This window comes from Streptomyces sp. HUAS YS2, assembly GCF_033343995.1.
Lineage (GTDB): Bacteria > Actinomycetota > Actinomycetes > Streptomycetales > Streptomycetaceae > Streptomyces > Streptomyces solicathayae.
In genome coordinates this window covers 1,681,645-1,706,624 of the sequence record NZ_CP137573.1, presented here as the reverse complement: position 1 = coordinate 1,706,624, position 24,980 = coordinate 1,681,645, and the positions used below count along the sequence as shown (strand labels likewise).

Sequence of the window (24,980 nt, the reverse complement as noted above, 5' to 3'; positions counted from 1 at the left end):
ATTGACTCAATTTTCAGTCAATACCTACGGACGAGTTACTTAGGGGAGTGCAGGTGAAACGGGAGTGCTCGTCAGGCGCGCCCACCCGTGGCGGTGTCACCGGGGGCGAGCCATCGGCGTGTCAGGTGCCTGATCTCCACGGCGAGCGCGTCCCCCATGAGCTCGCGCGCGCGGGTCGCGGTCAGGGCGCCGCTCAGCCAGCGGGTGCTGAGCCCTTCCAGGAGAGCCGTCAGGCGTTCCGCGGATGCGGTGAGCGCCGGGGCGGGAACCTGCGGGCACACCTGACCCAGATGTGCCGCGACGTCGTGCACCCAGGTCTGGCCGGCTCGGGCCAGGTCCGTGCGGAGCTCCGGCTCGAAGACCGCGCTGGCGCGCAGTTCGCCCCAGGCCGTGCTGTTCTCGCGGACCTCGGGACGGTCCTGGAATTCGAGCAGCAGCGACCGCTCCAGCTCCTGGTACGGGTCGAACGGCCCGGCGGTCTCCTCCCTGTCGGCGGTGTAGCGCTCGGCCCGGTCGCTGATGAACTCCAGCGTGTGGCGCAGGATCCCTGCCCGGTCCTTGAAGTGGTAGTAGATGAGCGCGGTCGAGACCCCCGCCTCCGCCGCCAGCTCCTCGACCCTCAGTCCGCGGACGCCCCGCCGGGCGATGACGCGGGCGGCCCCTTCCAGGATTGCCGTGCGGCGGTCGGTTGTCGTGCCGCCCCGTGTGGTCGTCTGCATCACGACAGTCTCTCACATTTGACTGAATCTTTAGTTGGTCGTCTTCGCGGCGTAGGGCTCGGCTCTGACGGCCATCACGACGACGGTGATCAGACAGAGCACGATGACCGTCTCGGCCCAGAAGAACGCGAGATAGTCGAGCAGGCTGCCGATCGGAGGCGCACCCGGGGCCGTGTTGCGGAAGGCGGCCAGGGCGAACAGGGTGGCGGCCATCCAGCCGAGGGCGGGCCAGGTGAGGCCTTGCCGGCGCGTGACGAGGAACCACGCGCCGATCAGGACGGAGACGGCGAGCGCCCACATGGCCAGCATCATGAACTCGGTGAACACGAGGACGCTGGTGGACCGCGCGAGCTCGACGTCGAAGCCGGCGATGCCCTCGCTCTCGGAGGCGTCCACCACCGCCGAGAACTGGGCGTCGTTGTTGCTCAGCTCCATGTGGACGGGCACCTGCTCACCCCCCAGCGTGGCGCCGAACTCGATGCTCGCGTCATAGGCGTCGAACGGATGGTCCGTGATCGAGCCACCTGTGAGGGCGACGGGCACGTCCCTGGCCGAGATGCGGCTGTGGGCCTCGAACGCCAGGTCACCACGGGTGGAGGTCGACGTCTGCAGCACGAGGTCCTCGCGGGGCGATGCTCCTCCGGCTTCGGAGAGCTCCCCTCGCGGGACGACCAGGACGCGCAGGACGAGCTCCCGGCCGGAGGCGTCGACCCGCTGGACGGTGGCTCTGACGTCCACGCGGTCGGGAGCCGAGCTGCCCGCCGAGTACACCGTGTCCAGGGCCTGACGTTCACCGAACTGGAACCAGGCACCCAAGGCGACGGCGGCCACCATGGCGAAGAGGATCAGGCCGGGGGCCCGCGTTCTCGTGCGCGTGCGCTGTTGGCGTCTGGGCTTGGACATGGTGACTCCGGTGCTTCGTGCCGTCAGGCGGCGGGCTCGCCGGGCTGGTCGTGGGTGGCGCAGTGGATGCCGCCGCCGCCGGTGGCGATGGTGTCGATGCTGACGGGGACGATGTCGCGCTTGGGGAAGTGTTCCTGGAGGATCCCGCGGGCGCGGTCGTCGGCCTTCTTGTCGCCGAACTTGGGCATGATGACGGCGTCGTTGGCGATGTAGAAGTTGGCGTAGGTGGAGAGGAAGTCGTCGCTGTAGCCGGGGATGCGGTCGGGGTCGGGCTGGGGGAGGTCGATGACTTCGAAGGTGCGGCCGTGGGCGTCGGTGGCTTGGCTGAGGACGGCCTTGGCCTGGTCGGAGGAGCGGGACCAGGAGTCGGCGGGCATTGCGGGGAAGGCGCGGTCCAGGAGGATGACGCCGGGGGCGGTGAAGCGGACGAGGCTGTCGACGTGGGCGTCGGTGATGTCTTCGCCGCGTACGCCCTTGAGCCAGATGACCTTCTGGATGCCGAGGGTTTCCTTGAGTTCGGTCTCGATCTGGGTCTGGCTCTTTCCGCGGTTGCGGTTGTCGTTGACGATCGAGCTTTCGGTGATGAGGAGGGTGCCTTCGCCGTCGGTCTCGAAGGAGCCGCCTTCGGCGACGAGGGGTGCCTGGACGCGGGGGATGTCGTACTCGGTGAGGAGTTTGCGGCCGATCTTGGCGTCGTTGGTGTGGACCTGCTTGTTGCCCCAGCCGTTGAAGTTGAAGTCGACGCCGACGACGTCGCCGTCCTCCTCGACGAAGACGGGGACGATGTCGCGGGCCCACAAGTCGTCGTTGGCCAGCGGGATGACCTCGACCTGGGAACCGCACGCCTTCTGGGCGGCCGCCACCTGCTCCGGGCGGGCCATCATCACCACGGCCTCGTACTCCCCGATGGCCCGGGCGACGCGGGCGATGTCCTCGCGGACGTAGGGCAGGTCGTCCTCCCAGACCGACTCCAGCGCGGGCCACGACATGAAGGTGCGGGCGTGGCTCTCCCACTCGGCACCCAGCCGAAGCTCGCCGCCCTCGCCGCCGCCCGGGTCGGAGCTGCTCCTGGAGCCGGTCGGGCCGCTGTCGGTGGGGCCGCACGCGGAGGCGCCGAGGATGATCGCGCTGATTCCGGCGAACGAACGCAGCGCGGAGCGCCGGGTGGGAAGGAAGGTCACGTGGGACTCCGATCGTGGACTGACGGGACCGAGGCGGGCAGACGCGGGGGAGAGGGGTGCGAACGCGGGGTCGCGATGCGCGTCCTGCGGCGGGAGGGTTCTCGCCGGTACCGCGAACGCCGGTGGCTGCCGCCGGCGACATGGCCGCCTCACGTCAAGCACTCTGACACTGACTGGAATTTCAGTCAAATACTCCTCGCCGGCTGATGAGGCGGGCGGCGGCCTCGAGGATGGCCGTTCTGCGGTCCGTCATCGCGTGATCCCTTCTGTGATGCCCGTTGATCATGGTCACATATTGACTGAAACTTTAGTTAGTTCCATGATGAGGGCGCATCATCCGAGTGCGTCCTGTTCCACCTGCCGAAAGAGCCACCACGTGTCCGCTCAGCTTCCCGGAGAGCAGCCCGCGCAGACGGCGCTGTCCTCCGACGACCCCAGTGAGATCGGTGGCTACCGCCTCCACGCCCGGCTGGGCGCCGGTGGCATGGGTGTCGTGTACCTGGCCTACACCCCGGGCGGGCGTCCCATCGCGCTGAAGGTCGTCAGGCAGGAATTCGCCGCGGACCCCGAGTTCCGTGAGCGCTTCGCCCAGGAGGTGGCCAGCGCCCGCCGGATCCACGGTCTGTTCACGGCTCAGGTGGTCGACTTCGGCGTGGACGCCCGTACGCCATGGCTGGCGACGGCCTACGTTCCCGGTCCGACGCTGCAGCAGGTGGTACGACGGCACGGCCCGCTGCCGGTCCGCACGGTGCTGCTGCTCGTGGCCGGCATCGCCGAGGCCCTGCAGGGGATCCACGGTGTCGGCGTGGTGCACCGCGACCTCAAGCCGGCCAACGTGCTGATGGCCTCCGACGGTCCGAAGGTGATCGACTTCGGGATCTCGCGGGCGGCGGACGCCGCCGCGCTGACCGGGACGGGCCTGCGGATCGGGACCGCCGCCTTCATGGCGCCCGAGCAGGCGCTGGGCCTCCGGGCGACGGCGGCGACCGACGTCTTCGCGCTGGGCGCACTCGCCGTGTACGTGGCCGGCGGCGCCCCGCCCTTCGGGGACGGGCCGGAGTCCGCGGCGCTGTACCGAGTGGTCCACGAGCAGCCCGACCTCGCCCGGGTCCCGGTCGAGCTGCGGGATCTGCTCGGGCGCTGCCTGGCCAAGCGCCCCGAGGACCGCCCGACGACCGCCGAACTGATCGCGGCCGTCCACGCCCATCCCGTCGTCGGCGGGCGGCCCGAGTTCGCCGAGGGATGGCTGCCCCACCAGGTCAGCGACGAGATCGCGCGGCACGACGCGGGTCGGGCACCGACGCACGTCCACGCCACCGCCACGGCAACCGCCGCCGTCGCCGCCACGGCCACCGCCACCGCGGTTCCGTCTCCGTACGGGCGCACCGGTGACGAGGGGGCGGCGGCCCCCGTCGGCTTCGGGGGCGTGGCCCCCGCCGACGGCCCGGGGTCCCGCCCGGGCGGGGACGCCGGGGCGCCGTACCCGCCGCGGTCGCGCCGCTCGCCCCGTCGCGGCGCGCGTGCGCCGCTCATCGTGCTGCTCGTGTTCCTCGCCCTGATGGTGGGCGGGGGAGCGGTCTACTACTTCGACTACCCGCCGGAGGGCGAGACCGAGTCGCCCGACGCCGGGGGCTCACCGTCGGCCGTGGCGACCGCCACGGCCGGGCCGTCCGATCCCTCCTCGCGTCCGTCCGGAACGGAGCCGGCCCGCTATGTGCCGGGCTACGCGAACGTCGAGCTGACCTCGCCGGACACGTCCTACGAGTTCGATCTCAGGACCGGGAAGGTCGTCCCCGAGGACACCGCGGCCTGGTATCTCGCCCGCAGCGCCGACGCGTTCGTCCTGCCCGAGGAGAGCGACGCCTTCATCGCGGCCGGAGACGAGCTGAGCGCGGCCGACTGCGTCCGCGGGATCGAGACGCAACCGGTGACGGCGCTGCCGTTCGCCGAGCTCTCCGACGAACGGCCCTTCTGCGTACGGAGCGCGGATCAGAAGGAGTTGGTGATCGCCCGCCTGGTCGAGGTGGCCCCGGAGGACGGGTCCGTCACGATCGTTCTGGACCGGCATCGCAGTGCGGATTGATCCGGAGATCCGGGGGAGGGCGTTTCGACGGTCCCGATAGAGTTCGAACATGGCGACCCGCAGTGATCAGATCCTCGAAGCGGCTGCGCGGGTGATCGCCCGACGCGGAATCCGTGGGCTGCGCGTGGAGGAGCTCGCCGGCGAGGCGGGGGTCTCCACGGCCCTCATCTACTACTACTTCAAGGACCGTTCCGGCATCCTGCGCGGCACCTTGGAGTTCATCATCGGCCGCGCGGAGCACTACACCGCGGAACGTGCCCCGGACGCGCCGCCGTTGACCCCGCGCGAGGAACTCGAGGAGACGCTCCTCCTGGAGCTCCAGGACACCGTCGAGGTGCGGGAGAACAGTGCGGCCTGGGGCGAGCTCCGGGCCAGTGCCGTCTTCGACGAACTGCTCCGCGAGGACCTGGCCCGGGCCACTTTGACGTGGGGTCAGGATGTGGCGGCGCTGCTCGGACAGGTCCGACCCATGGCGAGTGCCGCGGCGCTCGCCTCGGCGGGGGAGCGACTCACCGCTCTCCTGGAAGGGCTCAGCATGCGCTGGCTGTGCGGGGGGATCCACATCGATCACGCGCGCGCCCTGCTGCGCGACGCGATCGACGCGGAGCTGGCCGGACTCGGCTGAGCCCGCGGACCGCCTCGGAGCCCACGGACACCCGTCCGCCGATCACGGCTCGCTCCGGACCTCCGCTTTTCCTTCACCTGCATCTTGACTGGTTTTTCAGTCAGTGTCACAGTGGCATGGCCGAGAGCGGACCGCCCCAGCGCTCGTCCTCCGCCGGCTCCTCAATCTGTCGGGGCTCATCCCGCCCCGCGCCACCCCCGCCGCTTCCGGGCCACGACCGGCCTGATGGCACATCGCGGCCGTGACGCGCAGGTATCTCGCCCACTTTTCGGAGAAGGAATGAACATCATGGTTGCGACTGGCGTACGCGCCGGGGGAACCGGTCGGGGGCCGTCATGCCCCTGACTCCCACCGAGCGGGACCGCCTGCTCCTGTTCACCGCCGCCGAACTCGCCCGGGCACGCCACGCGCGCGGACTCCGGCTCAACGTCCCCGAGGCGACCGCGCTCGTCGCGGACACCGTCTGCGAGGCGGCCCGCGACGGCCTGCGCCTCGCCGAGGCGATCGAGCGGGGCCGCTCCGTACTCGGCCCCGACGACCTGCTGCCCGGCGTGGTGGACGTGGTCACCGAGATCCAGGTCGAGGCCGTCTTCGAGGACGGCACCCGGCTCGCCGCCGTGGCCGAACCCTTCGGAGCCTGGGAGCGCAACGACGGTGCCCCCGGGGCCGTACTGCCCGCCTCGGACACCGTCGACGGGCCGGAGCCCGCCATGACGCTCGTCGTCCACAACACCGCGGCCGTGCCCGTCAGTGTGACCTCCCACTTCCACTTCTTCGAGGCCAACCCGCGCCTGAACTTCGACCGGGCCGCCGCGTACGGCATGCGGCTCGCCGTCCCCGCCGGCGCGTCCTTCCGTTTCGACCCGGACGGCAAGGCCGAGGTGGGGCTCGTCCCGATCGGTGGCGACCGGATCGCCATCGGCTTCGCCGGCCTGGTCGACGGCCCCCTCGACGCACCCGGCGCCAAGGACGAGGCACTCCGCAGGGCAGCCGCCTGCGGCTACCTCGGAGCGACCGCCGCCTACGGAGATGTCTCCGCGGCCCTGGAAGGAAAGACCCTGTGAGCAGGCCGACCCGTCACAGTGACCACTGCGCCCCCGGGCACAGCCGCCACATCGACCCGTACGAGTACGCCTCGGTGCACGGCCCGCGCGCAGGCGACCGGGTGCGGCTCGGCGACTCCGGGCTCGTTGTGCGCGTCGAGTCCGATTCGCAGAAGGCCGGGGACGAGTTCCTCGCCGGCTTCGGCAAGACCGCCCGCGACGGCCTGCACCTGAAGGCCGCGGCCGTCCGTGAGACCTGCGACGTCGTGATCACCAATGTGCTGGTCATCGACGCCGTACTGGGCATCCGGAAGACGTCGATCGGCATCCGTGAGGGCCGGATCCACGCCATCGGCCGGGCCGGCAACCCCGACACGGTCGACGGGGTGGACGTCGTCGTCGGAACCGGAACGACGATGATCCCCGGCGAGGGCCTGATCGCCACCGCCGGCGCCATCGACACGCACGTCCACCTGCTGTCGCCGCGGATCATGGAGGCCTCGCTCGCCAGCGGCGTCACCACGATCATCGGCCAGGAGATAGGCCCGAGCTGGGGCGTGGGCGTCAACTCGCCCTGGGCCCTGAAGCACGGCTTCGGCGCGTTCGACGCCTGGCCGGTCAACATCGGCTTCCTGGCGCGCGGCTCTTCCTCGGACGCGGCTCCGCTGGTCGAGGCGCTCGCCGAGGGCGGTGCGTCCGGGTTCAAGGTGCACGAGGACATGGGTGCGCACACCCGCGCCCTGGACACCGCGCTGCGGGTGGCCGAGGAGCACGACGTCCAGGTCGCGCTGCACAGCGACGGCCTGAACGAGTGCCTGTCCGTCGAGGACACCCTGAGCGTCCTGGACGGCCGGACCATCCACGCCTTCCACATCGAGGGCTGCGGCGGCGGACACGTACCGAACGTCCTGAAGATGGCGGGCGTGCCGAACGTCATCGGCTCGTCCACCAACCCCACACTGCCGTTCGGCCGCGACGCCGTCGCCGAGCACTACGGGATGATCGTCTCCGTCCACGCGCTCAAGACGGACCTGCCGGGCGACGCCGCGATGGCGCGCGACCGGATCCGGGCCGGGACGATGGGCGCGGAGGACGTCCTGCACGACCTCGGCGCGATCGGCATCACCTCGTCCGACGCGCAGGGCATGGGCCGGGCGGGCGAGACCGTCCGGCGGACCTTCGCCATGGCCGGCAAGATGAAGGCCGAACTGGGCCCGATGGAGGGCGACGGCGAAGGCGACGACAACGCGCGCGTGCTGCGCTACATGGCCAAGCTGACCGTCAACCCGGCGATCGCCCACGGCCTTGCCCACGAGGTCGGTTCGATCGAGGTCGGCAAGATGGCCGACATCGTCCTGTGGCGCCCGCCGTTCTTCGGCGCCAAGCCGCAGATGGTCATCAAGAACGGCTTCCCGGCCTGGGGCGTCACCGGCGATCCCAACGCGGCCACCGACACCTGCGAGCCCCTCGTCCTCGGCCCCCTCTTCGGTGCCCACGGCGCGGCTCCCGCGGAGCTCTCCGTCGCCTTCGTCGCGCAGGCCGCCGTCGACCTCGGCTCCGACCGGATGCCGACCCGGCGCCGGCGCGTGGCGGTCCGCGGCACCCGCGGCATCGGCCCGGCCGACCTGCTCCTCAATTCCCGCGTCGGCGATGTCCAGGTCGACGGCCGTTCCGGGCTCGTCACCCTCGACGGGGCACCGCTGCGGTCCGAGCCGGCCCAGGAGGTCTCGCTCAACCGCCTCTACTTCCTCTGAACCCGCTCCACGTCTTTCGATTCCGCACGTGAACGACCCTTGCCCGTTCTCTTGACTGAATTTTCAGTTGAGAGGAAGATTCCAGCAAGAAGAAGAGAGATCGCAGATGACCGCATTCCGTATGCCCGCCGAGTGGTCCCCGCACGAGGGCTGTCTGATGGCCTGGCCCACCCGCCCCGACCTGTGGGACGAGGTGCTGGACGACGTCAAGGAGGAGTACGCGAACGTCGCGCGGGCCATCGCCGAGTTCGAGCCGGTCACGATGGTCGCCCCGCCCGGCCACGGCGACGAGGCCCGGGCCCGCTGTGGCGCGGACATCACCGCCATCGAGCTTCCGCTGGACGACTCCTGGTTCCGCGACTCGGCCCCGCTGTTCGTCCTCGACGGTGAGGGGCGCCGGGCCGGCGTCGACTTCCGGTTCAACGCCTGGGGCCGCAAGCACCACCCGTACGACTCCGACGACCGCATCAGCGCCCTGCTCCTCGAGCACCTCGGGGTGGAGCGCATCCCCTCCGGGATGATCCTGGAGGGCGGGGCGATCACCGTCGACGGCGAGGGCACGCTGATCACGACCGAGCAGTGCCTCCTGCATCCCAACCGGAATCCCGGCATGAACCGGGACGAGATCGAGGCCGAGCTGAAATCCCAGCTGGGCGTCCATAAGGTTGTCTGGCTTCCGTACGGCGGACTGCTCGACACCGAGACGGACGGCCACGTGGACGGTGTGGCCGCGTTCGCCGCCCCCGGCAAGGTCGTCGTGTCCCTGCCCGACGACGCCGATCACCCCGACTACGCGCGGATGCGTGCCAACCGCGCCGTGCTGGAGGCCTCGACCGACGCCGAGGGCCGGCCCTTCGAGATCGTCGACGTCCCGCAGACCGCGTACGCCGCGGTGGCGGGCAACGAGGTCGAGGTGTCGTACCTGAACTACTACGTCGCCAACGGCGGCGTGGTCGTCCCGGTGGCAGGCGTGCCCCAGGACGAGGAAGCCCTCGCGGTGATCGCCGCGGCCTACCCGGGCCGCAAGGTCGTCGGCGTGAGGGCGGCCGCGATCGCGTTCGGCGGCGGAGGAGTGCACTGCATCACGCAGCAGGTCCCCGTCGCCCGCCCGGGCGCGTAACCCGGACCGGACCCGCCCGCTCCTGCCGGACCCTCTCCCCTCGGGTCCGGCAGCCTCCCCCGTCACGTACGGAACCGCCGTACGGAAAGAGAGCGCGACGATGATCACACCCGTACCCGGCAGAGCGAGACGCGCAGGCGTCCGGCGAGGCGGGCAGGTCCCCCGAGGCCTCGCCGCCGCGGCTGCCCTCCTGACCTCCGCAGCCCTGGTCGCGGCCTGTTCGGGGCCGCCCAAGAGCGGCGGAAGCAGTGCAGCCGGCTTCACCCTCTCGAAGGGCACGCCCGCCGCGAAGGGCGAGATCGACTCCTTCAGCTGGGCCGTCTACGCCGAGCCGCCCACCCTCGACTACACCGTGGCGTTCGACTACCCGCAGAACACGATCCTCTCCAATGTCTGCGAGAGCCTGATGCGCTGGACGCCGGGGCTCACCCTCGAGCCGGGCCTCGCGCAGAAGGCGTCGAACCCGGACCCCACGACCTGGGTCTACGACCTCCGTTCCGGGGTGCGCTTCCACGACGGCAAGGTGATGACCGCCGACGACGTGGTGTTCAGCCTGGGCCGGCAGACCGACCCCAACAACGCCGCCGCCTGGGCCCAGGTCTTCCAGAACGTCGCCTCGGTGAAGAAGACCGGTCCGCTCCAGGTCACCGTCAAGCTGAAGAAGCCCGACTCCCAGTTCCCGCAGTACATGGCCACCGCGGCCGGCGTCGTCGCCTCCAAGGCTGGGGTCGAGGCGGCGGGCAAGGACTACGGCACCGCCGGGGGGCTCGCCTGCACCGGCCCGTTCGAGCTGGGCACCTGGAACAAGGGGCAGTCGGTCGAGCTCGACCGGTTCGACGGGTACTGGGGCACGAAGGCCAAGTCCGGCAAGGTCGTGTTCCGCTTCATGACCGACCCCTCGGCCCGTACCAACGCCATGCTCAGCGGCGACGCCGACGGCGGCTACCTCATCCCGACCGAGAGCTACGACCGCCTCAAGAACAGCGGCGTCGGCAAGCTGTACTTCGGCGAGGGCCTCAGCACGGTCAACGTCAACATCACCAACATGAAGGGCCCCCTCGGCGACGTCCGCGTGCGCCGGGCGCTGTCCTTGGCCCTGGACCGGACCGGCTTCGTCAAGGCGGGCCTCGGCGGCGCCGGTACCGTCACCAACTCGCTCACGACCCGCGCTGCCTGGGCCGGCGCCTCGGAGCAGACCCGCAAGAACGCCCTCGACGGCCTTCCGCCGGCCCGGCCCGACATCGAGAAGGCGAAGGCGCTGATCAAGGAGGCGGGTGCCACCGGGAAGACGCTGACGGTCGCCACCAGCTCCATCGGCCAGGACGTCTCCCTCCTCGCCACCGCCGTCCAGGCCGCCGGCGCCCAGATCGGTCTCGACATCAAGCTCAAGACCATCGCCCCCAACGCGTTCACCGCGCTGTTCACCGACCCGAAGGCGCGCGAGGGCATCGACATGTTCCCGCTCACCTACTACGACTCGGTCACCGACCCGCTGGACCTGCTGCAGAACTTCAAGACCGGCGCGTACATGAACTTCGCCGGCTACAGCGACAAGAAGTACGACGAGGTCGTCGACCGGGCAACGGCCGAGTACGACCCGGACAAGCGCCTGGCGATCGAGGCGGAGCTGCAGAAGCACGCCGCCGAGCAGCTGCTGTGGATCCCGGTCGCCGAATGGCCCACCGCCGTCTTCCTCAACAAGAGGATCACCGGCGCTCCCACCACCATCTCGTACATGTACCACCCGTGGGCCGCGGGCGTGGGGGCCGCGCCGTGAGCTTCACGAAATTCGCCGTACGGCGCCTGGCGGAGATGACCGTCACCCTGCTGTGCGCGTCGTTCGTGGTCTTCGGTGCGATGTACCTGGCGCCGGGCAGCCCGGCGAGCTTCCTGCTCGCCGGCCGCTCGGCCTCGCCCGAGGCGCTGGCCGCCATCAACGCCCAGTACCACTTGGACGACCCGTTCCTCGTCCGGTACCTGCGCTGGCTCGGCGACATGGCGCAGGGCGACTTCGGGCGCTCGATCACCTACCGCACGGACGTCTCGCGGCTGCTCGCCGACCGGCTGCCCACGACGCTGCTGCTGATCGCCATGTCGCTGGTCGTGGTCGTGGTCGTCGGCCTGCTGCTCGGCCGGATCGCGGCCGTGCGCGGCGGCGCCACCGACTCCACCGTGCTGGTCACCACCACGTTCGCCGTCGGCACCCCGTCCTTCGTCGCGGCGGTGCTCCTCCAGGCGCTGTTCGCGGTCAAGCTCGGCTGGTTCCCCAGCGGAGGCGCCGGCGACGGCTTCCTCGACCAGCTCTGGCACCTGACCCTCCCGGCGATCGCGCTCGCCCTGTACCTGATCGGCATGCTCGCGCGGGTGACCCGTTCCGCGATGCTCGAGGCCCTCGACAGCGAGCACGTCACCGTGGCCCGCAGCCGGGGCGTGCCCGAGCGCCAGGTCATCCGCCGTCATGTGTTCCGGAACTCGCTGGGCACGGTCCTGACCACCGGTGGCCTGATCGTCTCGACGCTGCTGGTCTGCACGATCCTCGTGGAGACCGCCTTCAGCATCGGCGGCATCGGCCAGCTCCTGGAACTGTCCACCTCCACCAAGGACTTCCCGACGGTCCAGGCCATCTCCCTGATCATCGTCGCCCTGTTCATGATCGTGAACCTCATCGTCGACCTGCTGCTGCCGCTGGTCGACCCGCGGATCACCCTCGGATCGAGGAGGTCCTCCGCATGACCGCAGTGCTCACCCGCCGACCCGGCCTCGCGAAGATCCGTACGGTCCGGTCGCCCTTGCACCTGTGCTGCCTGGGCTTCGTCGTGCTCGTCGTGGCCGGCGCGCTGCTCGCGCCCCTCGTGGTGCCGTACGACCCCAACGCCGTCGACCTCGGCAACGCGCTCGCCGGACCCTCCGCCGACCATCTGCTCGGCGTGGACGCCGCCGGCCGCGACACCTTCTCGCGCCTGCTGCTCGGCGCCCGCACCTCGCTCCTCGGCCCGCTCGGGGTGGTCCTCTTCTCCACGGTGGCGGGCATCGCCGTCGGCATGGCCGCGGCCTGGCGGGGCGGCTGGCTCGACTCGGTCCTCTCCCGCAGCACCGAGCTGGTCTTCGCCTTCCCCGGGATGCTGCTCGCGATCCTCATCATCTCGATCTACGGCGAGGGGCTGCTCGCTCCGGTCGTCGCGCTCGCGCTCGCCTACCTGCCCTACGTCAGCCGGTTGACGCGTTCCCTGGTGCTCGCCGAACGCGAACGCCCCTACGTGAGCGCCTACCGGGTCCAGGGCCACTCGGCGCTCCAGATCTGTCTGCGCCACATCCTGCCCAACATCGCGCCCGTCGTCCTCGCCCAGTCCACCATCAACTTCGGCTACGCCCTCATGGACCTCGCCGGTCTCTCCTTCCTCGGCCTCGGCGTTCCGGCGCTGACCCCCGACTGGGGCCGCATGGTCTTCGACGGTCAGACCGCAGTCCAGCACGGCTACCCGCTGTCCGCGATCCTGCCCTGTGTCCTCATCGTCCTGACGGTGGTCGCGTTCAACGTGGTCGGGGAACGCTGGGCCGACCGCGTCGCCAGGAGAGACCGATGAAACCGCTGCACACAACCGACCAGCCGGCGCTGGAGATCCGCGGGCTCAGGATCGACCTGCCCGGTACCGCGCGCCCCGTCCTGGACGGGATCGACCTCACCGTCGCGGCCGGCGAGACCGTCGCGCTCGTCGGCGAGTCCGGCTCGGGCAAGAGCCTCACCTCGCGCAGTGCCCTGCGGCTGCTGCCGCCGGGCGCCGTCACCGACGGGAGCGTCCTCGTCGACGGTCACGACGTCCTCACCCTGGACGCCGACCGGCTGCGTGCCCTGCGGACGAGCACCGTGGCGATGATCTTCCAGGACCCGCGGGCGGCCATCAATCCGCTGCGGCGCATCGGCGACTTCCTCACCGAGAGCGTCTGCCTGACCGGGGCGATGACCGCCGCGGAGGCCCGCGCGCGGGCCGTCGAGCTCCTGGAGGCGGTGGGCCTGGACGCCTCCGCCCTGGCGAAGTACCCCAGCCAGGTGTCCGGCGGCATGCTGCAACGCGTCATGATCGCCGCGGCGTTGATGGGGGACCCGGCCCTGCTCCTGGCCGACGAGCCCACCACCGCCCTGGACGTCACCACGCAGGCCGAGGTCATCGCGCTGCTGGGCAAGCTGCGCGAGCGATTCGGCACCGGGCTGCTGTTCGTCACCCATGACCTCGACCTCGCGGCGGCGATCAGCGACCGGGTGTACGTCATGTACGCCGGGCGGATCGCCGAGAGCGGACCCGCCGACGAGATCTTCGAGAACCCCCGGCACCCCTATACGGCCGCGCTTCTGGCGTCCACCCCCCGCATGGAGAACCCGCAGGGCCGGCTCGCCGCCATCGACGGTCAGCCGCCCGACCTCAGGGTGACACTCACCGGGTGCGCCTTCGCGGCCCGCTGCACGCTGGCCACCGACCTGTGCGACCAGCAGGCCCCGCTGCCGCTCCCGGCCCCGGGTCTGCCGGAACACCAGGCGGCCTGCCACCACAGTGACCGGCTCGGAAGGAGGGCGGTCGATGCCTGAGAACGTCGACAACACGTGGAACGGCGAGAACGCCGAGAACGTCCTGGTGGTCAAGGGCCTTCGGAGGACCTTCGGGGCCGTACGGGCCGTTGACGACGTGTCCTTCACCCTCCCGCCCGGCGGATCCCTGGGGATCGTCGGCGAGTCCGGCTCCGGAAAGACCACCACCGCCCGCATCGTCGTCGGCCTGGAGCAGGCGGACGAGGGCGAGGTCCATGTACGCGGCCGGTCCCGGACCGTTCGGGGCAGGGGCCGGGCGCAGCGGCTCGCCCGCGCCCGCGAGGTCCAGATGGTCTTCCAGGACCCGCTCCTGTCGCTCGATCCCCGGACCAGTGTCGAGGCGGCCCTCCGGGAGACGCTCAAGCTCCACTTCCCCGACCGGGACCACACCGCGCGGGTACGCGAACTGCTCGACCAGGTCGGCCTGGGGACGCGGGCGGCCGACGCGCTGCCGCGTCAGCTCTCCGGCGGACAGCGTCAGCGCGTGGCCATCGCCCGGGCGCTGGCCGTGGAGCCGGCCGTGCTCGTCCTGGACGAGGCGGTCGCGGCCCTGGACGTGTCGGTGCAGGCGCAGATCCTGAACCTGCTCGCGGACATCAGGGAACAGACCTCGATCGGCTACCTGTTCATCACCCACGACCTCGGCGTGGTCCGGTGCGTCACCGACGACGTCATCGTCATGCGGCACGGCGCCGTCGTCGAGGCCGGGCCCACCGCGGAGGTGCTCGCCGCGCCCCGACACCCCTACACCCGGCTCCTCCTGGAGTCGGTGCCGAGACCCGGGTGGGACCCGGAGCGGATCGCCGCCGCCCGCCGGGCGCTGTAGCGGGCGACGGCCCGCTCAGGCCCCGGCGGTGAGCGTGCGGACCAAGGACCGGAGGGCGGCCCCGCTGTCGACGTCCGCGCCCAGGGAGTCCATCGCGGCCAGTCCGTCGACGGCCGCGGCGACGGCCTCGCCCAGCGGCCGGGGGTCGAGGTCTCCGCCGCGCTCGTCGGCGAGGACCTGGAACAGGGAGACGAAGCAGGCGCGCCAGCGCCGGTACTCCGCCTCCAGGGCTTCACGCACCCGGTCGTCGTTCAACGCGTGCCAGTGCAGCGCGGAGTGGAGGTGGGCCAGGTCCGTGCCCTCGGGCGTGCCGAGCAGGTCCAGCACGCGCTCGGAGCGCTCGGCGAAGGTGCCGGGGGCGGCGACCGCTTCCTCCAGGGGGGAGATCCACTCCGGGCGGATGTCCGCGATGACGGCCACGACGAGGTCGGTCCGGTCCTGGAAGTGGTAGTGGCACATTCCGTGTGAAACCCCGCACAGTGCCGCCACGTTGCGCGTGGTGAAGCGCTCGCTCATCTCGCCCGCCAGCAGGGTGCGGGCCGCCGCGATCAGCCGCGCGCGCGTCTGCTCGCCCTTCGCCGAGGCGCGGGTCCGCGGTGCCGCGCCCGTCCGGGGCGGGGGAGCGGTGAGGTTCCGGGGGTCCTTCGCGGATGCGGCCATGGCCTCACTCTAATCCGTTCAGATTATTGACCGAGCGCTCGGTCAGTTCTAGCTTTCGTCCCACCGCGGAATCCCCCGCGGGCGTCGACGCAGGAGGTACACGTGAACGATCACGCCGAGAGTCACCCCGGCAGCGCGGGAAGGACGGGCAGGCGCCGGTTCCTGAAGCTCGCCGGACTGGCCGCCGCCGGAACCGCCCTGGCCGCGACCGAAGCCCGGGCCGGCGCCGCGTCGTTGCTGAGCCGGACCGCGGCGGCGGGCACCTTCGTCGTCCCGATCGAGGACGTCCGCCACACCCGTACCTGGATGGCCTTCCCGGACAGCACGTCGATCTGGGGCAGCAAGCTGAGCGGCGTCCAGGCGGACATCGCGCTGATCGCCCGGACGATCGCGAAGTACGAGCCGGTGATCATGTGCGCCAACTCCGCGAGCGCCGCCAGGGCCCGCTCGCTGTGCGGCTCCAGAGTCACCGTCATCAGCTCCATCCCCGTCAACGACTGCTGGATGCGCGACACCGGACCCGTCTTCCGCACCGACGGGGCCGGCGACCTCGACGCGGTCGGCCTCAACTTCAACGGCTGGGGCGGCAAGCAGACCTACTCCAGGGACGGCCTCGTCGCCGAGCGGATCGCCGCCTACGTCGGCGTCCCCTTCACCTACGCCGACCTGGTCGGCGAGGGCGGCGCCATCGAACAGGACGGCGCCGGCACCCTCATGGCCACCCGCAGCAGCCTGGTGAACAGCAACCGCAACCCCGGCATGTCCGAGCGGCAGATCGAGGCGGCGATGCGCGCCGCCTACGGCGCGACGAAGGTCATCTGGTTCGACGGTGTCCGCAACCAGGACATCACCGACGACCACGTCGACGCCACGTCCCGCTTCCTCGCCCCCGGCAAGGCGCTCGTGCAGATGCCGCTGTCCACGGACACCGACGCCTACGCCCGTGACGCGCGGCAGCAGTTCAGCGTCCTGTCCGCGTCCACGACGTCCACCGGCGCCCCGATGGCGGTGAGCAAGCTCCAGGGTCCCGACTACAACAAGATCCGCTCCACCAACCGGGACTTCCTCGCCTCCTACGCCAACTACTACCTGTGCAACGGGGCCGTCATCTCGGGCCAGTTCGGTGACACGCAGGCCGACGCGGCCGCCCGCGCCACCCTGGCCCGGCTCTACCCGGACCGCGTCATCGAGCAGCTCAACATCGACCGCCTCGGCACGGGCGGTGGCGGCATCCACTGCGTCACCCAGCAGCAGCCCGTCCGATAGGCGACCGGCAGAACCGAACGTCGCGGCGCAGGCCGCGTCGGTGGCCGGGCGGGCGAGCGGCGAGCGGACGAATCCGCGGCCTCCGGACCGGCCGGCCATCGAAGCCACCACCGTTGTCCAGTTCGACCGAGGAAGGGCGCACAGGTGAACGACACGTCGAGCGGGAGAAGAGGCGGGGGCGGGCTCAGGGCGGGGGCCCTGGGGACGTTCGACTCCGTGGTCACGGCGGTCGCGGGCTGCGGGCCCGCGTACACCGTCGTCGCGCTCATACCCGCCCTCGTGGCGGCGGTCGGCCTCGCCGCCCCGGCCGCCCTGCTCTACGGCGCCGTGCCCATGGTGGGCATCGCCCTCGCCTTCCGGCACCTGGGGCGGCTCGACGTGAACTCCGGAGCCACCTACTCCTGGGTCGCCAGGACCCTCCATCCCGCCCTGGGCTTCCTCTGCGGGTGGGCCGTGGTCGTGGCGACCACCCTCTTCGTCATCGCCTCGACGACTCCGACCGGCATGGCGACGCTGGCCCTTCTCGACCAGGACCTGGCCGAGAACCACGTCCTGGCGACCACGGTCGGTCTCGGCCTGTTCCTGCTCGTCGCCGCCCTCGCGGCCTCGGGCACCCGGATCGCGGCGGGGGCGAGGGTCGTCGCCGTCTCCCTGCAGCTGGCACTGCTGCTGGCCGTGGCGGTGCTCGCGCTGACGCGGAGCACCCATGCCGCCGACTTCTCCTTCTCGTGGCTCGGCTTCGGGCACTTCGACGGGACCGGCGCGTTCACGGCCGCCGCGCTGATCGTCGGCTCCCTCTACTGGGGCTGGGACGTGACGGCGAACCTCAGCGAGGAGACCCGCGGCGGCAGGGGCGGTTCGGGGCTCGGCGGCCTGATCGGCCTGCTGGTCGTCGCCGCCACGCTCATCACGCTGACCGTCAGCGCGAACGTGCTCCTGGGGCCCGACGCCGTCACGTCGACGGACGGGGCGTTCCTCTTCCAGCTCGGCGAGGCGGCCTGGCCCGGAGCGGGCGGCACCCTGCTCGCGCTCGCGGTGCCCCTCTCCATGGTCGCCGTCCTGGAGACCACGCTCCTCCAGGCGACCCGCACCCTGTTCGCCATGGGGCGCGACCGCACCCTTCCCTCGTTCCTCGGCCGGGTCCATCCCCTTCGGAAGACCCCCGCGACAGCCACGCTCTGCGTCGCCGCGCTCGCCGTGACGACCCTGACGGCCATCATGCTCACCGACCCCGGGGTCGGCATCCTCGAGGACGCCCTCATGGGCATCGGCCTGCTGATCGCGTTCTACTACGCGCTCGCCGGCATCGCCGTCACCGTGGCGTTCCGGAGTGTGCTCCGGGCGTCCCTCGGCAATCTGATCCTCCTGGGACTCTGGCCGCTGCTCGGCGCCGCGTTCAACATCTGGGTCTTCGCGGCCTCGCTACGGACACTGACCGGTGCGCAATTGACGATCGGCCTGGGTGCGCTGGCCGTGGGACTGCTCCCGCTGGGCATCGCGAGCGTCCAGGGCGGACGGTCCTACTTCCGCCCCCGGCCGCTCAAGCCGAAGGAAGCGGCCGACGGCGAGGCGTACGCCGGAGACGCCCTGCCGGCGGTCGGCCCCGCCGACAGCCGACGGGACGGCCTCCTGTCGGACTTCTGAACCGCGCCGCCCGGAACCCGTACGAGGGAGTCTCAATGACGAAGTCAAGCCGCCTGCGTGACCGGTGGGGCGGAGGTGAACGTCCGTCTGTCACGCAGCAGTGCCCAGAGCACGCTCGCGCGGCGGCGGGCCAGGGCGATGACTGCCTGGACGTGCTTGCAGCCCTCACCGCGCTTCTTGAGATAGAAGTCCCGGTTGGGTCCTTCGCGGATGATGCTGGTCTGTGCGGACATGTAGAACACTCGACGCAGGCGGCGGCTGTAGCGTTTGGGTCGGTGCAGGTTGCCGGTGCGTCGGCCCGAGTCACGGGGGACGGGCACCAGCCCGGCCGCCGAGGCCAGGTGTCCGGCGTCGGCGTAGGCCGCGAGGTCGCCGGCGGCGACGACGAACTCGGCCCCGAGTATCGGGCCCATGCCGGGCATGGACTCGATGATCTCCGCCTGAGGATGGCTGCGGAACGTCTCCCCGATCTGCTTGTCGATCCGCTTCAGGCGGTCGTCCAGAGTGAGGATCTGTTCGGCCAGGTCGGCCACGATCTGGGCCGCGACGTCCTCGCCGGGCAGCGCAGTCTGCTGGGCCTGAGCTGCCTCCAAGGCGGTCGCGGCCACTGCGTCGGCGCCCCGGACACCGCGGTTGGCCAGCCACGCCGTGAGCCTCGCCCGGCCTCGGCGGCGGATCGCCGCCGGCAGCTGGTAGCCGGTCAGCAGGACCAGCGCGCCCTTGTGGCTGCTGTAGTCGAAGGCCCGCTCCAGCGCGGGGAAGACACCAGTCAGGACATCGCGCAGCCGGTTGATCATCCGTACCCGGTCAGCCATCAAGTCGGATCGGCGAGCCGTCAACAGTGCCAGATCGGCGGCAAGTTGGGCGGGCACGTCGATCATCGCGAAGTCCCGGCGGTGGCGGGATGTCTCCGCGATCACGTAGGCATCGCGGGCGTCGGTCTTCGCCTCGCCCCGGTAGGCGCCAGCCATGCGGTTGACCGTGCGTCCGGGCACGTAGACCGCCCGTTGGCCGTGACCTGCGAGCAGGGCCAGCAGCAGCGCCGAGGACGTGCCGGAGATGTCCACCGCCCAGTGGACTTCCTCCGCCAGGTCCAGGAGCTCGCCAAGCGCGGCCAGGATCGCCGCCTCGTCGTTCTCGATCTTCTTCGACCACAGCGTCGCGCCGGTCTCATCGACCGCCGCCCCCCAGTGATGTCCCTTGCCCGCGTCGATACCGACCCAGACCTCGGTCTTCCTGTCGCTCACTTGCTCCTCCCCGGTCCGCACAGCCCTGCCGTCGGCCCGAGGAACACCCCGCTGTCATCTCCGTAAATAGCGACCGAAGCGCACATCTCAATCAGCAGCCAGGGCGCCCCGGAGAGCCGGACGGCCGCTCCTTCGCAGCCACAACTGGCAAGACCACATCAGCCACATCCGGCTCTCCCGGGCCGCCTAACAACTTACGGAGAACCACATGGCCGCATGGCTGCGCCGGCGTGAAGCGCGACCCGTCTACGACCCGGCCTTCGGCGACACGGCACTCGCGGCGGCCGCGAGGACGAATCGGACCGTATCGCCCGCACCGCCCGCGGTCGAACGTGGTGTCCGCGGCGGAGCTGCCGCACTCCCGCGGGCTGCCGCCGACGGCACCTCTTCGCAATGAAGTGCAGCTCGTACAAACAAAGTTGTGCGAGCTGCACTTCCCTGGGAGGTCCGCGCGCCGCCACCCGCGTGAAGGTCGGGCCCGCGGCAACCGGCGCCGTGCGCGTTGCCGTGACCCGCCTGCCGCCGCCGGATAGCCTCGCCAGCCCGTGATCGGAGAAACCGTGCCCCAGCCCTTCCCCACCCGGCGCAGCGCCCTGGGCGCCCTGGCCGGCCTCGCCGGATCCCTCGCCCTCGGCGCCACGGCCTGTGGCTCCGACGGCTCCGACGGTTCCACCGGGGCCGGGGAGACCACCGGCCCCAGCGGATCCGCGGCCTCGCCCGGTGCGGGCGGTGAGCGCCGGTTCGGTGCCGAGTGGGAGAGTCACACGCGGACGTTCATGTCCTGGCCGGCCCTCGCGTCCGTCTGGGGCGACGAGCTGCCCTCCGTACGCGCGGACATCGCCCGGATCGCCCGCGCCGTCGGGGAGTACGAGGCCGTGGTGATGATGGCCCGGCCCGAGCAGGTGGCGGCGGCCCAGCGGGCCGTCGGCTCCCAGGTCGAGGTCATCCCGCTCGCGGTCGACGACCTGTGGGCCCGCGACACCGTCCCCGTCTTCGTCGAGGACGACGGCAAGCTCCTCGGCGTCGACTTCAACTTCAACGGCTGGGGCGACAAGCAGGAGCACACCAACGACGCCCAGGTGGGCCGGAAGCTGCTCGCCAGGTACGACATCCCGCGCGAGCGGGCGCCGCTCGTCGCCGAGGGCGGCTCCTTCGAGACCGACGGCGAGGGCACGCTGCTGATCACCGAGAGCTCGATCGTCAACGACAACCGCAACCGCGGCAAGAGCCGGGCCCAGATCGAGGACGAGCTCATCGAGACCCTCGGCGTGGAGAAGGTGGTCTGGCTGGCCGGCGTCCGCGGCCAGGACATCACCGACGCCCACGTGGACAGCCTCGTACGCTTCACCGCCCCCGGCGTGGTCCTGCTCGACCGGGCCTTCCCCGGCAATCCCCCGGACTCCTGGTCCCGTTCGTCCGACCAGGCCGAGGCCGTGCTCAGCAAGGCGACCGATGCCCGGGGCCGGCGTTTCGAGATCATCGACCTGCCGCAGCCCGACCTCGACGAGATCACCGGCGCGGGCGACGACTTCGTGTCCACCTACGCGAACTTCTACGTCGCCAACGACTCGGTCTTCCTGCCCAGGTTCGGAGACCGGGCGGCGGACGGCCGGGCCAAGGGCATCCTTCAGGAGCAGTTCCCCGAGCGGGAGGTCGTGCAGCTGCAGATCGACACCATCGCCTCCGGTGGCGGTGGCATCCACTGCTCCACCCACGAGCAGCCCGGCCGGCCCGCCGCCTGACCGTGGTTCCGCCGGCGCATGAGCGGGGCCGCGTCAGGGGGTCCGGCGCAGCCGGATGAGTCGGCTCGCGTAGTCGCCGGCGGGCAGGGTCAGGTCGATGCCGCGCCGGGTGAGGACGGCGCCGCTGTGGGTGGTGCCTTCGTCCAGGTCCACGTAGCGGGCCCCGGGGTCCAGGGTCGGCAGCGCGAGTGCCGTGGGCGCGTGGCCGAAGCGGGTGGTGGGGCGCCAGGCCAGGACGGCGTGGTCGGTGTCGTCCTCGGAGGCGTAGTGTACGGCCGTCACTCCGTCGGGGGTGCTCAGGCGGTACTGCCGGCCGTGCTGGACGAGGGGACGGATCTCCTTGTAGCGGGCGACGAGCGCGGCCGTCTCCTGGAGTTCCTCCTCGGACCAGTGGGTGAGGTCTCCGCCCAGGCCGAGCGCTCCGGCCATCGCCACGTGGAAGCGGAAGCTCAGGGGCGTGGCGCGGCCGGTGGTGACGTTGGGGCTGTCGGTCACCCAGGCGGCCATGGTCTGCGCGGGAAAGAGCTGGCTGAAGCCGTGCTGGATGCCGATCCGGTCGACGGGGTCGGTGTTGTCGGAGGTCCAGGCCTGGTCGGTGCGGGCGAGGATGCCGAGGTCGACCCGCCCGCCGCCGCCCGCGCACGCCTCGATGCGCAGGCCGGGGTGGTCGGCGCGGAGGCGGTCCATGATCCTGTACACGGCGCGGGTGTGGTCGATCCACAACCGGTCGGGGTCGGGGTGTCCGGGCCAACCCGCCTCCGTGACGACCCGGTTGGCGTCCCACTTGAGCCAGTCCACCGCGTTGTCACGAACCAGCCGGTCCAGCGTGCGCAGGGCCCACGCCTCGACCTCGGGGCGGGCGAGGTTCAGCATCAGCTGGTTGCGGAGCTCGGTCGCGTCCCGGGTGGGTGTGTGGACGACCCAGTCCGGATGGGCGCGGTAGAGGTCGCTGTCCCGGTTGACCATCTCCGGCTCCACCCACAGCCCGAAGTCCATGCCCAGGCGGTGCACCTCGTCGGCGAGCGGCCGCAGGCCGTCGGGGAAGGCCGAGGGCCGGGGTGTCCAGTCGCCGAGGCCCGCCCGGTCGCTGGTGCGCGCGCCGAACCACCCGTCGTCCACGACGAACAGCTCGGCTCCCACGCGTGCCGCGAGGCGGGCGAGGTGCAGCTGTCCGGGGTGGTCGACGTCGAAGCCGGTGGCCTCCCAGGAGTTGTAGAGGACGGGCCGGTCGCGGTCGGGGGAGGGAAGCACGCTCGTACGGATGTACGTGTGCCAGGCGCGGCTCGCGGCGCCGAAGCCGGCGGGGGTGTACAGGCCGGCGAAGACCGGGGTACTCAGGCTCTCGCCCGGGGCGAGCGTCCAGCCGGTCCCCTCATGGCCGAAGCCGCCGGTCCAGGTGGTGCAGCCGACCGGGTCGCGGTGCACGGTGACGCGCCAGCTTCCGCTCCATGCCAGGACGGTGCTCCAGACCTCCCCGTCCTCCTCGCCCGCGGTGCCGTCGTCGAGGGCGAGCCAGGGGTTCGCGTGGTGGCTGGTGAGGCCGCGCCGGCTGGTGAGCACCGTCTCGGCGACCGGCAGCCGGTCGCGGTGCAGTTGGAACTCGCTGTTCCAGCCGCCGACGAGATGGCTGAGGCGGTAGTCCGACAGGGCCGGTGCCGTCCAGGCGGCCGAGTCCAGCCGGTCGACGGAGATCGGGTCGGAGCCACCGGTCCCGGTGTGGGTGAGTTCCGTCCAGCGTTCGATGACGTCACTGCCCGGCCGGACCCGGTAGCAGAGCTCGGCGGCCAGCGGGTAACGGCGGTCGGCCAGGCGCAGGCGCAGCTCGCGGCCCTCGATGCGGTGGCCGGTGAAGTGCCACTGCGCACCCCGGGTGCCGTCCGCGAAGCGGACCTGCAGGCCGGCCGGCCCGAAGCGCGCCCCGCTCTCCGGGGCCAGTTCGTCCGGCGCGGCATCGGCCTCGAAGCTGCTCGCGGCGGGTGATGCCGCCTCGGACAGCGCCCCGAGGTCGGCGGTGTCGAGCGCGGCCCCCCAGTGCAGATGCCGGGGGCTGCCGTCGGTGCCGATGCGTACGGCGTAGACGCTGTGCGGGGTCCGGAGGACCGCGAGCCCGAGGGCGCGGTCGAACGAGACGGTGGAGAACGTTCCAGCCACGAGTGATCCCAGGAAGGTGTCGAGCGAAGGTGCGGATCGGCGCGCAGTGGAAGGCACGGCCGTCGTCAAAGGGGTCCGGAGAGGCCCGGAAGTGACCCGAGGGTAGGGGCGCCGGTCCGTGAAAATCAATACTGGACGAACTTATTTATTTACCGGTACGTTGCCGCCGTGTTTCCGAACCAGCCAAGGCCGTTGGTCACCGCTCCGGCCGAAACAGCCATCCTGAGCCTGCTGTTGGCCGAGAGCCCGCTCAGTCGGGTCGAGCTGGCCCGCCGCACCGGGCTGTCCTCGACCGCGGTGACCAAGGCCGCCAGGCCGCTGATCGACGACGGCTACCTGCACGAACTCCCGCCGGAGCGAACCGCTCCAGGGGCCGGGCGCCCCGTCAACCCGCTGTCCGTCACTCCTGACCGGGAGTTCTTCGTCGGGGTGAAGATCAGTGCCGACGCCCTGTACGGCACGGTGTGCGATCTGCGGTCCCGGCCCCGCGTCCACGCGAGCCGCCCGCTGGACGAGCGCGGCCCGGCGGAGGTGTGCGCCCTGATCGCCGACCTCGTCGCCGAACTCCTCGACGCGGAGCCCGAGTTCCGGGAGCGGACGCGGCACGTGGGCATCGCCGTCTCCGGCGACGTCGATGCGCCCGGTGGGCAGGTGCGCTACTCGGTGCTCCCCGGCTGGCGCGACGTGCCGCTGGCCGAGACCGTGGCCGCGGCGACCGGGCTGAACGTCGCCATAGCCAACGACGTCAAGGCCCTGACAGTCGCCGAGCACTGGTTCGGCGACGGCATCGGGACCGACTACTTCGCGCTGGTCACCATCGGCGCGGGCATCGGCTCCGGCATCGTCGTCAACGGCCGACTGGTCGACGGCGCGTACGGGGTCGCCGGCGAGATGGGCCACATCAGTGTCGATCCGGCCGGTCCCCGCTGTCACTGCGGCTCGATCGGCTGCGTCGAGGCGATCGCCTCCAGCGACGCCATCCTCGGCACGGTGCGCCGGGCCACCGGCCGGACGGACCTCGACTTCGACGGCACGGTCCGCCTCGCCCGCGACGGAGACCCCGCCGCGCAGGAGGCTTTCGCCCGGGCCGGCAAGGCCATCGGCGTCGGCATCGCCACCCTCGTCAGCCTCATGGGGCCCGAGCGCGTCGTCGTCACCGGCGAGGGGCTCGACACCTACGACCTCTTCGGCTTGCACATCAAGGAGGCGTACGCCGCGCACTGCTTCAAGGCGGCCGCGAAATGTCCGCTGACCCTGCGTCCCCTGCCCTGGGAGGAATGGGCCCGCGCGGCCGCCGTCGTCAGCATCCAGGCGCTCTTCCCATGAGGCACCACGGACCTCGACGAAGGGGCACCCCATGATCGCCGGCTGACCGGTCACCCGATCAGCGGCCCACGTCCCCGACGTGGCCGATGTCCGTCACCGCCTGCCAGC

The 24,980-nt window shown here is 71.4% G+C and carries 20 protein-coding genes; 14 read left to right on the top strand and 6 right to left on the bottom strand.

Annotated elements, in window-relative coordinates:
- Positions 1–71: 71 nt before the first annotated feature.
- Genes R2D22_RS07800 through R2D22_RS07790 form a run of 3 tightly spaced genes read right to left on the bottom strand, consistent with a single transcriptional unit; the run spans position 72 to position 2,803 of the window.
- Positions 72–719, bottom strand: coding sequence for a TetR/AcrR family transcriptional regulator (locus R2D22_RS07800; RefSeq protein WP_318102164.1), 648 nt, complete (start codon positions 717–719; stop codon positions 72–74).
- Positions 720–749: 30 nt separating this feature from the next.
- On the bottom strand, positions 750–1,622 hold the full coding sequence (locus R2D22_RS07795; RefSeq protein WP_318102163.1) for a DUF4436 family protein: 873 nt from the start codon (positions 1,620–1,622) through the stop codon (positions 750–752).
- A 23-nt stretch (positions 1,623–1,645) separates the two neighbouring features.
- A complete protein-coding gene (locus tag R2D22_RS07790) occupies positions 1,646–2,803 on the bottom strand; it encodes an agmatine deiminase family protein (RefSeq protein ID WP_318102161.1) in 1,158 nt (385 codons plus the stop codon).
- A 376-nt stretch (positions 2,804–3,179) separates the two neighbouring features.
- Between R2D22_RS07790 and R2D22_RS07785 the strand changes: the two genes are divergently transcribed.
- The 10 genes from R2D22_RS07785 to R2D22_RS07740 all read left to right on the top strand — a co-directional run bounded on the left by R2D22_RS07785 (position 3,180) and on the right by R2D22_RS07740 (position 14,836).
- Positions 3,180–4,886, top strand: coding sequence for a serine/threonine-protein kinase (locus R2D22_RS07785; RefSeq protein WP_318102160.1), 1,707 nt, complete (start codon positions 3,180–3,182; stop codon positions 4,884–4,886).
- A gap of 49 nt (positions 4,887–4,935) precedes the next feature.
- On the top strand, positions 4,936–5,511 hold the full coding sequence (locus tag R2D22_RS07780; RefSeq protein ID WP_318102158.1) for a TetR/AcrR family transcriptional regulator: 576 nt from the start codon (positions 4,936–4,938) through the stop codon (positions 5,509–5,511).
- Positions 5,512–5,846: 335 nt separating this feature from the next.
- Positions 5,847–6,575, top strand: coding sequence for an urease subunit gamma (gene ureA / locus R2D22_RS07775; RefSeq protein ID WP_318102157.1), 729 nt, complete (start codon positions 5,847–5,849; stop codon positions 6,573–6,575).
- Positions 6,572–8,308, top strand: coding sequence for an urease subunit alpha (locus R2D22_RS07770; protein ID WP_318102155.1), 1,737 nt, complete (start codon positions 6,572–6,574; stop codon positions 8,306–8,308). Before ureA ends, R2D22_RS07770 begins: the two co-directional genes overlap by 4 nt.
- Positions 8,309–8,414: 106 nt before the next feature.
- Positions 8,415–9,428, top strand: coding sequence for an agmatine deiminase family protein (locus R2D22_RS07765; protein ID WP_318102154.1), 1,014 nt, complete (start codon positions 8,415–8,417; stop codon positions 9,426–9,428).
- Positions 9,429–9,528: 100 nt separating this feature from the next.
- A complete protein-coding gene (locus R2D22_RS07760; protein ID WP_318102153.1) occupies positions 9,529–11,205 on the top strand; it encodes an ABC transporter substrate-binding protein in 1,677 nt (558 codons plus the stop codon).
- On the top strand, positions 11,202–12,161 hold the full coding sequence (locus R2D22_RS07755) for an ABC transporter permease (RefSeq protein WP_318102151.1): 960 nt from the start codon (positions 11,202–11,204) through the stop codon (positions 12,159–12,161). The genes R2D22_RS07760 and R2D22_RS07755 overlap by 4 nt, the downstream gene beginning before the upstream one ends.
- Positions 12,158–13,012 carry an ABC transporter permease gene (locus R2D22_RS07750; RefSeq protein ID WP_318102150.1) on the top strand — a complete coding sequence of 285 codons (855 nt, stop codon included), beginning with the start codon at positions 12,158–12,160 and terminating at the stop codon, positions 13,010–13,012. The genes R2D22_RS07755 and R2D22_RS07750 overlap by 4 nt, the downstream gene beginning before the upstream one ends.
- A complete protein-coding gene (locus R2D22_RS07745; protein WP_318102147.1) occupies positions 13,009–14,010 on the top strand; it encodes an ABC transporter ATP-binding protein in 1,002 nt (333 codons plus the stop codon). Before R2D22_RS07750 ends, R2D22_RS07745 begins: the two co-directional genes overlap by 4 nt.
- Positions 14,003–14,836: an ABC transporter ATP-binding protein gene (locus tag R2D22_RS07740; protein WP_318102146.1), complete on the top strand. Its 834-nt coding sequence runs from the start codon at positions 14,003–14,005 to the stop codon at positions 14,834–14,836. Before R2D22_RS07745 ends, R2D22_RS07740 begins: the two co-directional genes overlap by 8 nt.
- A gap of 15 nt (positions 14,837–14,851) precedes the next feature.
- On the opposite strand, the gene R2D22_RS07735 is transcribed toward R2D22_RS07740, so the two are convergent.
- Positions 14,852–15,496: a TetR/AcrR family transcriptional regulator gene (locus tag R2D22_RS07735; protein WP_318102144.1), complete on the bottom strand. Its 645-nt coding sequence runs from the start codon at positions 15,494–15,496 to the stop codon at positions 14,852–14,854.
- A 102-nt stretch (positions 15,497–15,598) separates the two neighbouring features.
- On the opposite strand from R2D22_RS07735, the gene R2D22_RS07730 reads away from it, so the two are divergent.
- Together R2D22_RS07730 and R2D22_RS07725 are read left to right on the top strand one after the other, a co-directional pair.
- On the top strand, positions 15,599–16,762 hold the full coding sequence (locus R2D22_RS07730) for an agmatine deiminase family protein (protein WP_318102143.1): 1,164 nt from the start codon (positions 15,599–15,601) through the stop codon (positions 16,760–16,762).
- Between the two features lie 216 nt (positions 16,763–16,978).
- The gene (locus R2D22_RS07725; RefSeq protein ID WP_318102141.1) at positions 16,979–18,406 is read left to right on the top strand and encodes an APC family permease; all 1,428 of its coding nucleotides are present in this window, start codon (positions 16,979–16,981) and stop codon (positions 18,404–18,406) included.
- Positions 18,407–18,450: 44 nt separating this feature from the next.
- Here the strand turns inward: R2D22_RS07725 and R2D22_RS07720 are convergent, their stop codons facing one another.
- Positions 18,451–19,653, bottom strand: coding sequence for an IS110 family RNA-guided transposase (locus R2D22_RS07720; protein ID WP_318102140.1), 1,203 nt, complete (start codon positions 19,651–19,653; stop codon positions 18,451–18,453).
- A 545-nt stretch (positions 19,654–20,198) separates the two neighbouring features.
- Here R2D22_RS07720 and R2D22_RS07715 point away from each other — a divergent pair.
- Entirely contained in the window at positions 20,199–21,395 is a 1,197-nt protein-coding gene (locus tag R2D22_RS07715; RefSeq protein ID WP_318102138.1) for an agmatine deiminase family protein, read from the top strand.
- Between the two features lie 33 nt (positions 21,396–21,428).
- Here the strand turns inward: R2D22_RS07715 and R2D22_RS07710 are convergent, their stop codons facing one another.
- Entirely contained in the window at positions 21,429–23,546 is a 2,118-nt protein-coding gene (locus tag R2D22_RS07710; protein WP_318102137.1) for an alpha-galactosidase, read from the bottom strand.
- 192 nt (positions 23,547–23,738) lie between these two features.
- Between R2D22_RS07710 and R2D22_RS07705 the strand changes: the two genes are divergently transcribed.
- The gene (locus R2D22_RS07705) at positions 23,739–24,872 is read left to right on the top strand and encodes an ROK family transcriptional regulator (RefSeq protein ID WP_318102136.1); all 1,134 of its coding nucleotides are present in this window, start codon (positions 23,739–23,741) and stop codon (positions 24,870–24,872) included.
- Positions 24,873–24,980 lie beyond the last annotated feature (108 nt).

What these genes read in the sequence shown, in the direction of transcription:
- R2D22_RS07745 (WP_318102147.1), top strand. Translation starts at nt 13,009, where the DNA reads ATGAAACCGCTGCACACAACCGACCAGCCGGCGCTGGAGATCCGCGGG.
- R2D22_RS07735 (WP_318102144.1), bottom strand. Translation starts at nt 15,496, where the DNA reads ATGGCCGCATCCGCGAAGGACCCCCGGAACCTCACCGCTCCCCCGCCC.
- R2D22_RS07760 (WP_318102153.1), top strand. Translation starts at nt 9,529, where the DNA reads ATGATCACACCCGTACCCGGCAGAGCGAGACGCGCAGGCGTCCGGCGA.
- R2D22_RS07740 (WP_318102146.1), top strand. Translation starts at nt 14,003, where the DNA reads ATGCCTGAGAACGTCGACAACACGTGGAACGGCGAGAACGCCGAGAAC.
- R2D22_RS07780 (WP_318102158.1), top strand. Translation starts at nt 4,936, where the DNA reads ATGGCGACCCGCAGTGATCAGATCCTCGAAGCGGCTGCGCGGGTGATC.
- R2D22_RS07795 (WP_318102163.1), bottom strand. Translation starts at nt 1,622, where the DNA reads ATGTCCAAGCCCAGACGCCAACAGCGCACGCGCACGAGAACGCGGGCC.
- R2D22_RS07750 (WP_318102150.1), top strand. Translation starts at nt 12,158, where the DNA reads ATGACCGCAGTGCTCACCCGCCGACCCGGCCTCGCGAAGATCCGTACG.
- ureA (WP_318102157.1), top strand. Translation starts at nt 5,847, where the DNA reads ATGCCCCTGACTCCCACCGAGCGGGACCGCCTGCTCCTGTTCACCGCC.
- R2D22_RS07765 (WP_318102154.1), top strand. Translation starts at nt 8,415, where the DNA reads ATGACCGCATTCCGTATGCCCGCCGAGTGGTCCCCGCACGAGGGCTGT.
- R2D22_RS07800 (WP_318102164.1), bottom strand. Translation starts at nt 719, where the DNA reads ATGCAGACGACCACACGGGGCGGCACGACAACCGACCGCCGCACGGCA.